Genomic DNA, 13,956 nt, shown 5'->3' with positions numbered 1-13,956 from the left:
TCTCTCCTTGGGGCGACTGTAAACTCGCCTGAAATTCCGAAACTTAGCTGTCCTCTGGGGCCGCTAGGGATTGGGATAAAGCCCGCACCCTGCGCGTAGCGCGGGTGTCGGGTAGTTTACTCTCAAAATGCGATTGACAAACAACTGGCTGCTACAGCCTTGGTTTACGGACTTACCCTGGTTACTCGCAATGTCCGTGATTTTGCCGGGACAGGGGTACCTCTCATTAACCCATTTAGACCCTCATAACAAGCCGCGGTAGCGAATAAAGATCAAAACTGCCGCCCAGGATCCCAGCGCCACTTTGATCGCCACCAGAATATTGAGAATCGGGATCCAACCGCCGCTAAACAGAGCTCCCAACTCCCCTCTGGGCAATTCCCAGCCGGCCAGAGCCATCACAGCCACCCCGATAAACGCCACCACCGACAGCTTCTCCCACATCGCAGCCCGCCACCGTTTGTAGATGGCCTCCATCCAGGCGGAAGAGGCGGTGATCGCCACCAAGCCAATGGCCGTCCCCCCCGCCACCCCGGCAGCAAAGCCCCCGCCCGGCGTCAGGTGCCCTCGAATGGCCAGCTCCACCGCAATCAAAGCCGAAATGGTGGCCCCCACTCGCGCCAACACAATCGAGGGAATATCGGTAAATTGAGCTACATTGGCCGTCGGCTGCTCATCCGCCAGCAGGTATTGGGCGCCCAAAATAGCCGTGGAAAACACCACCACTTCAAAGACCGTATCGTAGAGGCGGTTGCGCAGAATGAGACCCGTCACCGCGTTGGGCACACCGCTTTCGGTGGCCAGAATCTCCACCGCCTCGACTAAGGCCACGCCCGCTGTGGGATTGGGGGACACGGATCCCACCTCGCCCACGATGAGCTGTAGGGCTGCCAGCAACACCGCTATCCCGTACACCCACTTCATGTCGCCATCACCTCAGCGGCCAGAGCTTGCTGCGCCAAAATGGCCTGCAGGCGGGGTACGCGCGTGACCAAGCGATACTCTGCTGCTTCTCCACCGGGCTCAAGGGCAATGGTGTGTACCTCCCGGCTGCGAAGAGCAGCCACCAACGCCTCTGAACTCCCATAGGCGGTCAACTCCAAGCGCATGTGGTACCGCTGTAGCCCTTGGCGCATCTGCTGTAACAACTGCCGTGCTGCTGAGGTACTGGCCTCCAGCACAGGGCTGCCTTCGAGAACGCCCAGGCGCATGCTCAGCGAAGAACGCACCGCAATGGCGTAGAGGGTAATAGAAAGCATGGTGCCCACCAGTGCCTCGGTCAGGGCCACATCCGCCGCCCCAAACAGCGCATAGATCAGGGCGGCAATCGTCCCCAGGATCCCTCGCATTACCAAGGCGTGGTAGGGATTGGTCTGAGTCACCACCAAGCTTGCCGTCAGGGGCAGGAGTAACGCCATCACCAGCAACAGGGTCTCTTCCATCCTGCCCTCCTATAGGGACTTGCGCTGCGAGCAAAACGCCAGCACATAGCCCAGAATGGTATTCCAAATAGCCAGGGAGATCAGTGCCAACACCAACAGGGGCCATTCCCGTGGGATCCGCAACAGCAGCCCCAGCATGATGCTCATAGAGCCCAGGGTGTCCGACACCGAAAGGCCGTGCAGCTTAAATAAAATCGAGCGATCCCCAAGGAGCGGCGCCGTTCCCCACAGCCAAAACAGCACACCAATCCCAAACAACAGATAGCTCAGACCTTCCACCCAGACTTCCATACCTACCCCCAGGGCCTTTCTAAAGCATTTCCAGCCGCTTCAGTACATGGGCCAAGAGCATTAAGGCCGCATTGCCCACCGACAAAACCAAAACCCCCACAATTCCGATCATCCAATCATCCCGCACCACCGACACCACCAAAATCAGGATGGCCGTCTTTGTGGCCAAGCTGGCAAAGGCGAGCATCGTCTGCCAAATATCTTCCTTCAGCCAAGCGGCATACAGGGGCAAGCACAGCGTTAGGGTCAGGAGAAACAGCAGTAGGTTCACACGTCCTCCCGCGGCTTGAGCACATGGACTTCATAAGTGCCTTGGGCATTGCAATTGAGCACGATGGTTTTGGGCGTGAAGGTAATTAAAAAGATATCCAGAAACACCAGCCCTGCTGAACGGTTGGGCAGGGTTTGTTTGTATACAACTTCCTCAACAGTGTGGGGCTTGAGGATCATCTCGAAGGCTTCCCAGTAGGCTCTTGGGATGGCGAGAAGAATTTCCTGGAGCACTCGCCCCCAATCCCGCCATTGCACCGGTGCGGAAGCCTGGCGCGGCAGCAGCAACGTTGCCGCCACCCCGATGGCCACATTGTCCCAGCTCAGATTGCCCGTCAGCAGAAACCAAATCAAGAGGCGCAGGCCGATCTCCAATAGACCCAACTCAGGGTAGCGTCCCATAGTTCCCCACAGCTAACAGAGCCCAAACCAGCACCAACACTATGCTCAAGCCGCCCACCACTGCTTCCAGCCCTTCGTTCACCGACCCTCCCTTCAAAGGGATCCGCTCCCAAAACCAGCCTAGGGGGATCCCAACGCCCAAACTGAGGAGCGCCTTGAGAAGATTGTCAGCGCCATAGGCCGCCGGTAGCCAGCCCCAGAGCAAGCCCCCACCCCAAAGCACCAGTGCCACTTTATCTTGCCAAGTAGTTGCAGAGGTGGCGTCCCCCTTCATGGGAGAAGCAGGTGCCCGCAGCACTCGCACGCCTAAACACGTGGTGCCGACGGTAACCCCCACCAACAGCCACTCGTGCCAGGGATCCAGAGCAGACAAGCTGAGGGCCTTGGCCGCATACCCCAAACTGCCGGGTACCCCTGCCAGGGAAGCCGTCCCCAAGAGCAGCATCGGCCAACGCCAGGGATGGGTCACGCTTGTTCCAACAAACAGCAAGGGCTTTGCCAACCCATGGGCAAGACCGTACAAACCTGCCCATTGAGGGGCAGCAATCACAAATCCCATCTGCGATACCGAGCTCCAGGCGAGAAGGTGCTGGGGCGTGCTCGCCATCAGGGCCAGTAGGATCCCGAAAACGGCTGAACCAGCGCTCAAGTAGGGCAACCCCTGGGCCAAGACCGGCGAAGCCTGGCTGCAGCGCACCAAAGCCATGGCTCCTGCTTTGGTCGTAAAACCGCTGAGCACCGCCGCAACAACGGGATCCGCGGTAACGTAGGTGAGGGGCAGCCACAGGCCGGCAACGAAGATCGCCCCCTTGGCCAAAAGACCCACAGCAATCAGCGCCAAGGCCGTGGGGTCGGCCATAGCCAAACTGCTCATCGCCAGGGATCCCGTGCGCACATAGACCAGGATTGCGCCCATCAGGTAGAAGAGCATGGCCACATTGCTCATGAAAAGGTAGCGCAGCCCCACCCAGAGCTGGCGATCGCGGTGCGGAGCATTTTCTTCCACTGTGGGTTGGCCCTCAGCCCGCCGCCCATAGGTCAGCAGCAAAAACACGCCGATGCTGAGCACCTCCAGGGAAACGTAGACGCTGATCAGGTCGGCACTGATGACGACAGCATTGGCGCTACCGTGGACGATCAGCAACTGCATGGCCAGAAAGCGGCTGCCCGCAAAGCGTCTATCCAAATACAGCGCCACCCCCAGCGTGACCAGGCCGTGAGCCAAGAGCATCGCTGCTCCATTGGCATCGATCCGCAGCGTCACCCCGAAGTGATCCAAAAGCTGTAGCTCCAGGGGTGTGGCGGTTGTGCCGGGCAAGCCCCCCTGCTGCACCGCATAGACCACCGTCAGCGCAGCCATCCCCACCAGGCTGGGACGGGTTAGGGCTGGCATCAAGTAGGTTGTGAAGGCCAGCAGAAAGGGCAGCGCCACCCATACCAGCGTCAGCTCAGTCATCGGTAGAAGTGCTCTGCGCCCCTGACGCGAGTGCCTGTTCGATGCTCTCGACTTCGAGGGTGGGATGATTGCGGGAGAGCTTCATCACCCCCACCAACATCAAGGCTTGTACCGATAGGCCGATGACGATGGCCGTGAGGATGATCCCCTGAGGCACCGGGTCGGCATAGTCCAGCTCGCGCCAGGGTTTGTAGATGGGGGTGAACACACCGCTCCGGGCTGCCCAGATCACGAAGAAGGCGATGACCCCGGTGCTCATAACATCCATAGATAGGATCTTCATAATGAGGTTGCGCTTGACCACGACTCCCCAGAAGCCAAGGAAGATCGTGAGGATGACGGCGGCATTTAACATAGACACCTCGCTTGCTGCGCTCGAGCTATCTGGTCGCTCAGTCGTTCTAAGGCTACGCCCGCTACGTGACCAGTATCCAGCTTCCGCAGTCACAGCAGCCAGATAGCCTGTGGCCGGCTGCAACGCTGCCGGGATCCCCATCTCCCCAGCAAGACCGGGATCCCGAAGTAGAAAGAGTTGCAGCTCCCAATGGGCAACTTGCTGCGACTTCTTGCCAGCTCTGGGGCTTGGTGGGATCCTGGTCATACACCTCTCATGCCAAGGTCGGAATTCATGGCTGCTGTTCGCAGTTTAAGTTGTAATTTAATGGCCTTGGCGGAACCGACTTCTGGATGCTGAAGAAAGGTGTTGGAGAAGGGGGTTTAAAAGCCGTGATGCTGCCGGTGGCGGAAGCAGAAGCCCTGATTTTGCAGGCGGCTCAGCCGCTGGGCACAGAGTGGGTGGAGCTGGGATCCGCCCAAGGCCGCGTTCTCAGCCAAACTGTGTATAGCCCCCAGGATTTTCCGGCCCATCCCACCTCCAGTATGGATGGCTATGCCGTGCGCCATGAAGATGTGCAAGCGGGGATCCCTTGTGAGCTGCAGGTGATTGAGACTCTCCCCGCCGGAAAGGCACCCACCCGAGAGCTCCAGCCTGGACAAGCGGTGCGTCTCTACACCGGCTCCCTCTTGCCCAGCGGTGCGGACACCGTGGTGATGCAGGAATACACGCAGCAACCTTCGCCAGGAACCGTTCGCCTCTTGCAGCGTCCGCAGCGGGGCCAATTTGTCCGGCCTCAGGGAGACTTTGCCCGCCAGGGGGATCCCCTCCTGCCGGCAGGGCAGGCTTTGGGCGGAGCGGAGCTAGCCGTTTTGGCCGCCATCCGACAGGCGATGGTGCCGGTGTTTCGTCAGCCCCGGGTAGCCCTGTTCTCGACAGGGGATGAGCTAGTGCCCATCCAGCAGGTGCCGGAGCCGGGGCAGGTTGTGGATTCCAACCAGTACGGCCTGGCGGCTCTGGTCAAGGCAGCGGGTGGGATCCCGATCCAGTTGGGCATCGTGCCGGATCGGCTCCAGGTGTTGCGGCAGGTCGTCCAGCAGGCCCTGGCCTCCGCCGATGGGGTGATCTCTTCCGGAGGGGTATCGGTGGGGGATTTTGACCTGGTGGAAAAGGTGCTGGAGGAGTTGGGAGGCGAGATTTTCATCCGCAGCGTGGCCATCAAGCCGGGCAAACCCCTGACGGTGGCTCGTTTTCCCAATCCCCACGGCCCCCCCAAGCTCTACTTTGGCCTGCCGGGCAACCCTGCCTCTGCCCTGGTGACCTTCTGGCGCTTTTTGCACCCGGCCCTGCGAAAAATGGGCGGATCCCTGCCCCCCTACTGGCAGATCCTCTCCGCCTTCAGCCCGGTGGATCTGCATGCCGACGGTCAGCGGGAACACTATCTCTGGGGACGGCTGCAGGTCAGGCCTGAGGGGATCCAATTTCAGCCCGCCGCCAACCTCAATTCCGGCAATCTCATCAGTCTGGCCGGCTGTAATGCCTTGGCTGTGCTGCCAGTAGGGACAACCCAGATCCCTGCTGGTTCGCCCGTTCAGGTGCTGCAACTGCCCTGAAGATCCCTAGCCCTCCTCTCGCTGCTGCTGGAATAGCCGCCATAGTCAATCCAAATAACAATGAGACGCTAGCCAGTACAACAGTTCCGTCTGCAACAGCGGACCGCAGGCCTTATCACTTCATCCACAGAAGTTCCTCTATCAGCATGCATCCTTGCCCTCTTGAGAGCACTAAAGTCACCCTCAATCTCATTCAAGTTTGGCGAGGGCCTCAGCAAAAAACCACCTCCTGCCCTGCCGCTTTCATCAAATCCTTTATCCTTCCCTTCCGTTCGCCGAGCAGGCCCTAGGCCTTTGAATCGGCCCATTGCCCAGAGTCAATACAGATGTCCTCTCCAAACTCGGCATTTAGTGTCCCTCAAATTCTTCCGCATTCGAGCTACTTGAAAAAGCGTCGGGGCTATCAAACCCCCTCTCTCCTTCCTCCTACCGGCTACTCAGCTCTCTCTCTTCCCATAAACTTTCTCCCCTCTCTTTGGCCAAGCATAAAACAGGTGCGTATCTCCCCAAACCCTGTCTCGTCATTCTCTCATCATTCGCGTCAGCGGTGCAGAGCCCATTGTAAGCTAAACTCTCACTTCCATACTTCTGAACCAACTCCCTCAAGACCCTAGAGTCGTTGATTCTCTCTTGGATTCTCTCTTGCCAATCCCGCTCTCGGTGCCTTAACTCTTTTTTTTCGCGTTGTTTTCATCTTCCTAAGAGCATAGTAAATAGCGCTGGGATGGACGCCAAACCTCTGGGCTCTATCCTTCAGTCGAGCTTCTGGGTACTGTTCTACGTCTTGCTGCAGAGCGACCAAGTCTATCTTTCGCTTCCGAGTCTTGACTTTTGTCGGCCTCAGGTCTTCTCGGTTCAGCCAGCGATAAACCGTTGCACGACTGACTTTGTACATCTGTGCAGCTGCAGTGGGGCTGCCCCCTTCCTGGACATACCCTACGACTCTCTCTCTCAGGTCTAAGCTATAGGTCATGAAGCTTCCTCCTGAGGTCTACCCCCACGTCATCTTGCCTTTAACACCGTCTCATTGTCAACTGAATTGACTACAACTACACAGACCTGCTTTGTGGTCATTTCAAATGGCACCTGTCTTGCCTTTTGTCTGCCGTCGTCGAGAGAGGGGGCAGCGGCACAGAGGACTAGGAAGGAGGGGGGAGACCGTCTCGAACAGACCTAGAGTAGGCCTGCTGCACCGCCTGGTAGCGCCGTTTGAACGCCTGCTGCTGCACCTTGTGATCCACGATGGGATCCGGATAGCCACAGCTTCGCCGTTCCCGCAAAGCCCAGGCTCCCTTGGGGTCATCCCCCACCCACAGCAGAGCAGGCGTATCCAGCCCTGCCAGCTCCGGCAGATAGCGGCGGATGTACTCTCCTTCCGGGTCATAGCGGGCCGCTTGCGTGGCCGGGTTGAAAATGCGCAGGGGCTTGGGATCCGTGCCCACACTGGCGCTCCACTGCCAACCGCCGTTATTGGCCGCCAGATCCCCATCCACCAGCTTTTGCATAAAGTAACGTTCCCCCCAGCGCCAATCGATAAGCAGATCCTTGGTTAAAAAGCTGGCTACAATCATGCGGCAGCGGTTGTGCATCCAGCCAGTTTCGTTCAGTTGGCGCATGGCCGCATCCACGATGGGGTAGCCCGTCTGACCGGTGCACCAGGCCTGAAACCAGTCCTGCCGATTGTCCCACTCCAGGGCGTCGAAGGCTCGTCGATAGGCTCCGGTTTCCACGTGGGGCCAGTGGGCCAAGACATGCTTGTAAAACTCTCGCCAGCACAGCTCCTGCCGCCAAGTTTGCAAGCTGCTTTCGGCCTCTTGGCTGCGCACCTCGGCTTCCACCTCCCGCGTGGCTTGCCACACCTGGCGAATGCCGATCGTTCCCCAGCACAAGTGGGGGCTCAGTAGAGAAGTGCCCGGCTCAGCCGGGAAGTTGCGGGCTCGCTCGTAGTCCAAAATGCGCAAACCCTGACAAAAGTCTTCCAAAAGGGCTTGAGCCGCTGCTTCCCCCGCTGCCGGGATCCGCTGGTCGCAGACAAAGCCCAAATCTGCCAAAGTGGGCAGAGGCTGCGCCTTCAGACCGGACACCGGTTGTAGCCCTTTGGGAATCGGGTAGGGATCCCGCTTGGGCAAGCTCGCCCACCTGCGCCAGAAGGGAGTGAAGACCGAATAGGGCTCCCCCGCCTGGGTCAACACTTCCCCCGGCCCGTGCAGCAGCATATCTTGGTAGGAGAAGGACTGGATCCCGGCTGCGGCCAAACTGGCCTGCACTCGACTCTCTTGCTGTAGGGCGAACGGCTCCCCATCGGCATTCCAAAACACGGCCCTGGCTCCCAGGTCTATGGCCAAGCACCGCAACTCCACCGAGGGATCCCCCAGCCGCCAGATCAGTGGGATCCCCATCTGGGCGTAGCGCTCTTGGAGCTCTTGCAGAGCCTGGAGCAAAAAGGCCACCCTAGCTGGGGCCATGTCCGACCGTCTCAGCATCTGCGGGTCGAAAATGAAGACAGGCACCACCTGAGAGCTGCGCTGGGCTGCCTCATGAAGAGCTGTGTTGTCCCCTAACCGCAGATCGCGACGATGCCAAAGCAAAACGGGGGAAGTCATAGGCTGCCAAGCAATGGGATCCCATCTTGGCCGGTTGCCACCGCCTCTTTCAACTCACCCCCCCCAAGGCTGGGAGCCGGGGCGGCCAGAAGCTACATTCTAAAGAACCTTGAAGAACCCTATCAAAGCTCTAGACTGTCGAACACCCGACTGGGACAATAGCGGCAGCGCTCCTCTGGCTTTTGCTGGCCATCGCTGTATCCCATCGCGTAAGCTGTATCCCCCAACATCACCACCAGCTGAGTCAGCTTCAGGGAAAGCAACGGGTCAAGCGGCTCCGTCACATTCAGCATAAACTGCTCAATGGAGCGCCGCAGCGCCTCTGGCGTCTTGATCATCACGTCTCCATCCATCCATCGATGGCTTTAGGTATTCATACTCAAGGCAAGATGGACATGGACTCAGGATAAAGGTGGAAGGAAGAGATGCTCGTAGCATTGGCTACTGTTCTTGGGATCGAGCCGGCAAGGGCTGAGCTCCACACCAGCCAGAGCAGGCTTGCGGATGATGTTAGCCTAGGTATCCAAAAATGGCGACAGCGCGACGGGTGGCACGGGTAGCAGAGCTGATCAAACGAGAGGTCAGCCAAATCCTGCTCTCGGAGATCAAAGATGACCGGGTTGGGGCAGGGATGGTCAGCATTGTGGATGTCGAGGTTTCCAATGACCTGCAAAACGCCCGCATCTTCGTCAGCATTTATGGGGATGAGACAGCTCAACACCGAGCTATGGAAGGGCTAGCAGCGGCCACACCCTTTGTGCGGCGGGAAATCGGCCAGCGCCTCAGCCTGCGACGGGTGCCAACGGTGGTGTTTTTGCAGGATCGCTCTTTGGAGCGGGGATCCCGCGTTTTGGCCCTGCTCAACCAACTGAGACCGACCTTTGAGGCCAAGGCCCAGACTGGGGTTGAGGAACCGCTAGAGAACACCGCCGAGGGCGAAGAAAACGAATCGAGCGGCGAATAGTTGCACCATTTCGAGGGATCCGCGCTGGAGCTCAGCCTGCTTTGCACGAGAGAGCAAAGGATCTGCCTTGATGGCCACTAGATAGAGGGGCCTTTGCTTTGCAGCAATGCGGACAACATCCAAGAAAAGTTTTTGACGTTCGCGTAAGCGGGCCGGAGGCCCTGAAGTTTTTGGATTTGTTAGGCTTAAGGGAGCTATACAGCCCTTCCCCCGATCGTCTATCCGTACAGGACTCCATGTCTGCGGCACGCTTGCGCAAACCAGAGCGCTCTGCTCCAATGGGCAGCGGCGTTGTTGTGGTCAACCTGCGAAAGGGCTGTAAGGTTGCTGTCCATGCCTTTCCTGCCTTTTCATGGATGTTCAAAGCCCACTGCAACCGGATCCCTCTCTAGGGGGTGCTACTCCACTCCAAGCTCTGCAGGCCCTAAACCAGAGTGTTGCCGAAGCTTTGGTTTCCTGCTTGAAAGGGCAACCCCAACAGGCCACTCAGCACCTTTTGCTGGCTCTGCCGCAGCTCATGGCGGCTCTGGGGGCCTTGAGGCAAAAATCTTCCCTTCGCGTGAGCGGGCCGGAGGTCTTGGCCGAGCCTGCAGGCTGCCCTTCAGAAGCCCAGCCCAAGCGCATCCTTCACATCGAAGGCAACCGCGTGGAAGTGTGGGTGGATAACCAAATTCGCAGCAGTTGGAGCATTTGGTCGGTGGGAGATCTCAAGGAAGTCTGTCGGCTGGCAGAAGAGTTCGACTGTGGCCTCAGCTATTCTCTAGGAGGAAACTCAGAGTCTCAGTCGGAGATGCTGCTGTTGCCCTCCAATTCTGCTGATTTGTCCGACCGGCTCTCCAACCCCGTTCACGTAAGCGGGCCGGAGGCCCCAGGCTCTGCCGCCTAGCACCCCCAGCTTCGGTTGCTGCTTTTGCTGTTCAAATCCCCATGGCAGAACCCCAACGGCTACAGAAGCTCTTGGCTCAGCAGGGATTGGCCTCGCGTCGCCAGGTGGAAGCCTGGATCCTGGCCGGGCGCGTTCGGGTCAATGGGAAGGTGGTCACTGAGCTGGGCTCCAAAGCCGACCCAGAGCGGGATTGCATCGAGGTGGATGGTCAGGTGATCCCTTTGGCCAAGGATCCGGCGCGCCATGTTTTGCTCCTGCACAAGCCGGTGGGGGTTTTGTCAACCTGTGCAGATCCTTGGGGACGCAAGACGGTGTTGGATCTGCTCCCCCCACTCTGGAAACGGCAAACCCGCCTCTACCCGGTGGGCCGGCTGGATGCGGACAGCAGTGGCGCTTTGCTGCTCACCAATGATGGCGACTTGACCTTGAAGCTGACCCATCCGCGCTATCATCTGCCCAAAACCTACCGGGTACAGGTACAAGGGCATCCGAGTCAGGCCACTCTGCAACATTGGCGAGACGGAGTAGACTTAGAGGGGTACACCACTCTGCCGGCGGAGGTGGAGTTTTGTCCTGCCCCGGATTTCCGGCAAAGGGAGCATCCCAATTGCTCCTGGCTGAGGGTGGTGTTGTTTGAGGGACGCAACCGGCAAATTCGGCGGGTGGCGGAGCGTCTTGGGCATCCGGTGCTCAGCTTACATCGGGAAGCCATTGGCCCACTGGGCTTGGGCAACCTGAAAGCAGGCCAGTTCCGCCAGTTGGATCCCCATGAGCTCCAAGCTTTGCTGGCCCCTCTCACCGGGCACAGCAGCTCATCCTCGCAAGGACTCCGTCCCGCTTACGCGATCGGGAAGCGCCCTCTAAGGCCTCCGGCCCGCTCACGCGATTAGCTCGTCAGAGCCTCTAACTGAGTGCAAACTCTCACAGTAGCCTCCTTTCTTCCGCAGGTGGCCAAATGATGCAAGAGCCAGCACACTCTTTAGAAGCCCTGGGATCCCTGTTGCGGCAAACACGGGAGGCACGGGGACTGACGTTGACAGAAGTAGCTAACGATACCTTCATTCGCTGCCAATATCTGCAGGCGCTGGAGGAAGCTGACTTGAGCCGGTTACCGGAGCCGGTGTATGTGCAAGGGTTTCTCAAGCGCTATGCCGACTATTTGGGGTTGGATGGCGAAACCCTCTCTCGGCGTGCCTCTCCGCTTTTATCGGCCAAAACCCCCCGCGCGCCAGCTCCTCTTGCCGTTGTCGGCCAGCAACCTGCCTTTGCCCTGCGCCCTCTCCACCTTTGGGCCGCTTATGTGGTGCTGATTGTGCTGACGGTGGGGGGATTATCAGCTCTTTTGGAGGGCACAGGCAATCCTTTTGGGCGTTGGCTGGTGAGCCTGCCAACAGTTGGCCGGGAAGGCTCCGGCCAGCAACCGCCTGCTGCCAACTCCCCGGATCCCACTCTGTCGGCAGCTCAGCCCACGGCCCGCCAACTGTTTCCCACCCTCGACCAATGGACGCGCATTCAGGGCGTCTTCCCCGAGGTCTTGGAAGCTCACTCAGGGGGGGCGGGGCGCAAGCCGGTGCGTCTGGATATTCGCGTTGTGGAGCGCCCTTCCTGGTTGCGGGTCATCGCCGATGGGCAAACGGTTTTTGAGGCCACCTTACAGCCAGGGGCCGAGTTGAATTGGGAAGCGGAGCAGTCAATCGTGTTGCGTACCGGCAATGCGGGCGGTGTGTTGGTGACCTTTAACGACCGGGAGCTTGGAGTGATGGGCCGATTTGGGGAAGTGAAAGAGCTGATGTTCGAACCGGGGTCGGATATTCGGTTGCTGCAGTAGGGATCCAAAATTATCATCCCGTTGCGCTTGGCATTATCGGCGGCAGCGCAGGAGCAATCTCCCACCCTTGGGAGCCAAGCTGCTGCAGCAGGTGCCGGACTTTGTCGATGTCTTTATCGCCTGGCCGACGTTCCACACCACTGGAGAGGTCGATGCCGCTTGGCTGCAGGTGGCTGAGCGCCTGCAGAACATTGTCCGGGTTCAGCCCACCGGCCAGTAGCCAAGGCAAGGGCAGAGCCCGCTCACGCGAAAGGCGAGCAAGTTCTGGCCAATTCAGGGTTCGCCCCGTTCCACCCGCCTGTTGGGGGTGATAAGCATCCAAAAGCAGCATCTCCACACAGTCTCGGTAGAGATTGGCCACTTCCAGATCTTGTGGCTGGCGGACGCGCAGGGCCTTGATGCGGCGGATCCCGGGAAGCCATTTCCCCAATTGCTGACAATCCTGCGGGGATTCTTGGCCATGCAACTGGACAGCCGTGAGGCCCACCGTTTCCACCCAGGAGGCGATGGCGCGGGGATCCTGATCCAGGAAGACCCCCACCTTTTCCACAGGGCCGGGCAGGGATCCCACCCAACGAGCCATTTCCGAGAGGGGCAAATAGCGGGGGGTATTGGGCACCGCGATGAACCCAAGGGCACTCACCCCCAGCGCGGCGATGGCCTCCGCCTGATCCTGACGGGTGATGCCGCAGATTTTGACAAACAACCGGCCCATTGGGAGCACCACCAAAACAATTGGCTGCTGGTTCTTGGATGGTTCTGAGAGCGCTGATACATCTACTTTTGTTCAGGGCGCATTTGCAAGGGATCCGGGTGCTCCGGGTGAAGCTTGTTGATCCGGCGCACCATTTGCCATAGCCGTCCAAAGTTGCGCTGGTTGAAGTGCATCACCAGCCGTGGCAGATGGGCAATATCTTCCTCGGCTTCCTCCGGCAAGGCCCCAGTTTGCTCGATCCGGCCCGAATCGAGAATATCGGCAAACTCTTCGTTTAAGATGTCTAGGGCTTCCGGTGAGAGTCTGGTGTTCAAGCGCAAAACCAGGAGCTCTCGCACGTAGCGATTGCTGTGAAAGACGCGATAAAAATCGACAATCTGCTGACAGGCATCTTCCACGTCGTCGGTTAGGGTGTAGAGGAAGAGATCTTCTGGGCTGATCAAGCCGCGACCAAGCAGGTGCTCCCGCACGTATTCGTCCCATTCTTTCCAGTAGCAGCCACCTGTTCTGTCCACCAGCACCAAGGGCATGAGCTTGGTTTTGCCGGTTTGCATCAGGGTTAGGCATTCAAAGGCTTCATCCTGAGTGCCGAAACCGCCGGGAAAAAGCACCAGCGCGTCGGTTTCTTTAACAAAAAAGAGCTTGCGCGAAAAGAAATACTTGAAGTTGATGACCCGATCGCTGGCAGCAATAACGGGATTGGCCATTTGCTCGAAGGGAAGCTGGATGTTGAGCCCAAAAGAGTTCTCCAGCCCTGCCCCTCGATTGCCGGCTTCCATGATGCCGCCGCCGCCCCCCGTCATGACCATGAATCCCCGTTGACTGATGCAGTAGGCGAACAACTGGGCCTGGCGATATTCGGGACTTTCTGGCCCCAGTCGTGCCGACCCGAAAACGGTGATCTTGCGTTGGTGGGCATAGTTTTGGAAGGCGGCAAACCCCTGCTCCAGATCCTCAAGAGTGGCCGCCAAGATCTTGGCATCCAAACGGCTCAGCTCCAGGGATCCCATGCGCTGCAGCGACTGCACAATACGCAGCCAGGCCGTCCGGTTGGGATGATACTCCAACTGCTTTAGGCGGGTCTCAGCGTTGGAAAAAACTTCTTGCAGAAGGGAAGAAACGGAATCGGTCAAGCTGGGATCCTAAAGTTCT

Annotated in this window: 16 protein-coding genes and 3 pseudogenes; 7 read left to right on the top strand and 12 right to left on the bottom strand. The window is 58.8% G+C overall.

Annotated elements, in window-relative coordinates:
- Window positions 1-126: 126 nt before the first annotated feature.
- A pseudogene (locus ACVWXF_RS10740) lies at window positions 127-249 on the top strand (VapC toxin family PIN domain ribonuclease); the annotation flags it as partial.
- Here ACVWXF_RS10740 and ACVWXF_RS10735 read toward each other — a convergent pair.
- From ACVWXF_RS10735 to ACVWXF_RS10705, 7 genes are read right to left on the bottom strand one after another with little or no spacing between them, the layout of a single operon-like run.
- Window positions 244-924: a Na(+)/H(+) antiporter subunit B gene (locus ACVWXF_RS10735; RefSeq protein ID WP_457474371.1), complete on the bottom strand. Its 681-nt coding sequence runs from the start codon at window positions 922-924 to the stop codon at window positions 244-246. The pseudogene ACVWXF_RS10740 and the gene ACVWXF_RS10735 sit on opposite strands and share 6 nt — an antisense overlap.
- The gene (locus tag ACVWXF_RS10730; RefSeq protein ID WP_457388077.1) at window positions 921-1,442 is read right to left on the bottom strand and encodes a DUF4040 domain-containing protein; all 522 of its coding nucleotides are present in this window, start codon (window positions 1,440-1,442) and stop codon (window positions 921-923) included. Before ACVWXF_RS10730 ends, ACVWXF_RS10735 begins: the two co-directional genes overlap by 4 nt.
- A 9-nt stretch (window positions 1,443-1,451) precedes the next feature.
- Entirely contained in the window at window positions 1,452-1,733 is a 282-nt protein-coding gene (locus ACVWXF_RS10725; protein WP_011431879.1) for a monovalent cation/H(+) antiporter subunit G, read from the bottom strand.
- Window positions 1,734-1,752: 19 nt separating this feature from the next.
- Window positions 1,753-2,004, bottom strand: a complete 252-nt coding sequence (locus tag ACVWXF_RS10720; RefSeq protein ID WP_414417674.1) for a hypothetical protein — start codon at window positions 2,002-2,004, stop codon at window positions 1,753-1,755.
- Window positions 2,001-2,405 (bottom strand): Na+/H+ antiporter subunit E, encoded by a 405-nt coding sequence (locus ACVWXF_RS10715; protein WP_041436089.1) that lies wholly within the window; start codon window positions 2,403-2,405, stop codon window positions 2,001-2,003. Before ACVWXF_RS10715 ends, ACVWXF_RS10720 begins: the two co-directional genes overlap by 4 nt.
- Entirely contained in the window at window positions 2,389-3,861 is a 1,473-nt protein-coding gene (locus ACVWXF_RS10710) for a cation:proton antiporter (protein ID WP_457474370.1), read from the bottom strand. Before ACVWXF_RS10710 ends, ACVWXF_RS10715 begins: the two co-directional genes overlap by 17 nt.
- Window positions 3,854-4,216 (bottom strand): cation:proton antiporter subunit C, encoded by a 363-nt coding sequence (locus tag ACVWXF_RS10705; protein ID WP_457444247.1) that lies wholly within the window; start codon window positions 4,214-4,216, stop codon window positions 3,854-3,856. Before ACVWXF_RS10705 ends, ACVWXF_RS10710 begins: the two co-directional genes overlap by 8 nt.
- Before the next feature lie 332 nt (window positions 4,217-4,548).
- Here ACVWXF_RS10705 and ACVWXF_RS10700 point away from each other — a divergent pair, with 332 nt between their 5' ends.
- Window positions 4,549-5,808 carry a molybdopterin molybdotransferase MoeA gene (locus ACVWXF_RS10700; RefSeq protein WP_457474369.1) on the top strand — a complete coding sequence of 420 codons (1,260 nt, stop codon included), beginning with the start codon at window positions 4,549-4,551 and terminating at the stop codon, window positions 5,806-5,808.
- Between the two features lie 68 nt (window positions 5,809-5,876).
- Here ACVWXF_RS10700 and ACVWXF_RS10695 read toward each other — a convergent pair.
- The 3 genes and pseudogenes from ACVWXF_RS10695 to ACVWXF_RS10685 form a co-directional block, all read right to left on the bottom strand.
- Window positions 5,877-6,781: pseudogene (locus tag ACVWXF_RS10695) on the bottom strand (IS630 transposase-related protein).
- A 166-nt stretch (window positions 6,782-6,947) separates the two neighbouring features.
- Window positions 6,948-8,411 carry a cryptochrome/photolyase family protein gene (locus ACVWXF_RS10690; RefSeq protein ID WP_457474368.1) on the bottom strand — a complete coding sequence of 488 codons (1,464 nt, stop codon included), beginning with the start codon at window positions 8,409-8,411 and terminating at the stop codon, window positions 6,948-6,950.
- A gap of 122 nt (window positions 8,412-8,533) precedes the next feature.
- Window positions 8,534-8,749, bottom strand: a complete 216-nt coding sequence (locus ACVWXF_RS10685) for a hypothetical protein (RefSeq protein ID WP_238376842.1) — start codon at window positions 8,747-8,749, stop codon at window positions 8,534-8,536.
- Between the two features lie 191 nt (window positions 8,750-8,940).
- Here ACVWXF_RS10685 and rbfA point away from each other — a divergent pair, with 191 nt between their 5' ends.
- The 5 genes and pseudogenes from rbfA to ACVWXF_RS10660 all read left to right on the top strand — a co-directional run bounded on the left by rbfA (window position 8,941) and on the right by ACVWXF_RS10660 (window position 12,089).
- Window positions 8,941-9,375 carry a 30S ribosome-binding factor RbfA gene (gene rbfA / locus ACVWXF_RS10680; protein ID WP_414422331.1) on the top strand — a complete coding sequence of 145 codons (435 nt, stop codon included), beginning with the start codon at window positions 8,941-8,943 and terminating at the stop codon, window positions 9,373-9,375.
- 352 nt (window positions 9,376-9,727) lie between these two features.
- The gene (locus ACVWXF_RS10675) at window positions 9,728-10,261 is read left to right on the top strand and encodes a hypothetical protein (protein ID WP_457388082.1); all 534 of its coding nucleotides are present in this window, start codon (window positions 9,728-9,730) and stop codon (window positions 10,259-10,261) included.
- A 41-nt stretch (window positions 10,262-10,302) separates the two neighbouring features.
- A complete protein-coding gene (locus ACVWXF_RS10670; protein ID WP_457474367.1) occupies window positions 10,303-11,151 on the top strand; it encodes a pseudouridine synthase in 849 nt (282 codons plus the stop codon).
- Between the two features lie 65 nt (window positions 11,152-11,216).
- Window positions 11,217-11,429 (top strand): annotated as a pseudogene (locus tag ACVWXF_RS10665) (helix-turn-helix domain-containing protein); the annotation flags it as partial.
- A 132-nt stretch (window positions 11,430-11,561) separates the two neighbouring features.
- On the top strand, window positions 11,562-12,089 hold the full coding sequence (locus tag ACVWXF_RS10660) for a DUF4115 domain-containing protein (RefSeq protein ID WP_457474374.1): 528 nt from the start codon (window positions 11,562-11,564) through the stop codon (window positions 12,087-12,089).
- Between the two features lie 13 nt (window positions 12,090-12,102).
- Here the strand turns inward: ACVWXF_RS10660 and ACVWXF_RS10655 are convergent, their stop codons facing one another.
- Both ACVWXF_RS10655 and ACVWXF_RS10650 read right to left on the bottom strand, forming a co-directional pair.
- Entirely contained in the window at window positions 12,103-12,804 is a 702-nt protein-coding gene (locus ACVWXF_RS10655) for a phosphoribosylanthranilate isomerase (RefSeq protein ID WP_457474366.1), read from the bottom strand.
- Window positions 12,805-12,866: 62 nt separating this feature from the next.
- On the bottom strand, window positions 12,867-13,937 hold the full coding sequence (locus tag ACVWXF_RS10650; RefSeq protein ID WP_457474365.1) for an LOG family protein: 1,071 nt from the start codon (window positions 13,935-13,937) through the stop codon (window positions 12,867-12,869).
- Window positions 13,938-13,956: the final 19 nt, after the last annotated feature.

It is taken from the genome of Thermostichus sp. MS-CIW-40 (assembly GCF_054058315.1).
Note: the sequence above shows the minus strand (reverse complement) of the source record. Positions and strands in the feature narration are given on the sequence as shown.